This window comes from Falsiroseomonas oryzae (assembly GCF_027856955.1).
Lineage (GTDB): Bacteria > Pseudomonadota > Alphaproteobacteria > Acetobacterales > Acetobacteraceae > Falsiroseomonas > Falsiroseomonas oryzae.
Window position 1 is genome coordinate 1 of sequence record NZ_JAPSMD010001019.1, and the last position, 546, is coordinate 546.

The following is a 546-nucleotide window of genomic DNA, read 5'->3' on the forward strand; positions in this document are numbered from 1 at the left end:
GCCGGGGATGGCAGGGTGCGCGACCAGCGCCGCGCCCGTCTCCGGCCCGCCCGGCACCAGGCGCAGCGCCTCCTCCGGCACGCCCGCATCGCGCAGCGCCCGGACGGCGAGCACGCCGATGCGCGGCGTCTGCGGCGCCGGCTTCGCCACCACCGCGTTCCCCGCCGCCAGCGCGGCGCTCACCTGGCCCAGGAAGATCGCCAGCGGGAAGTTCCAGGGCGAGATGCAGAGGAACACGCCGCGCCCGTGCAGCGTCAGCCGGTTGCTCTCCCCCACCGGCCCGGGCAGCGTGGCGGGCGACATGACGCGCTCGGCCTCGTCGGCATAGAAGCGGCAGAAATCGACGGCTTCCCGCAGCTCCGAGAGCGCGTCGTCCAGCGTGCGGAAGCCTTCGTCCTGGATCGCCGCGACGAAGGCGCCGCGGCGTTGCTCCAGCAGCTCCGCCGCGCGACGCAGCACCGCCGCGCGGCGCGCCACCGGCACCGCGTTCCAGGCCGCGAAGGCGTCGCGCGCGACCTCCACCTCCCGCGCCGCCATCGCCGCATC

General features: G+C 76.6%; 1 protein-coding gene. It reads right to left on the minus strand.

Features of this window, described 5'->3' with window-relative positions; genetic code table 11:
- The coding region (locus OZN99_RS33280; protein ID WP_270939432.1) for an aldehyde dehydrogenase family protein at positions 1 to 546 on the minus strand (546 nt) is incomplete at both ends.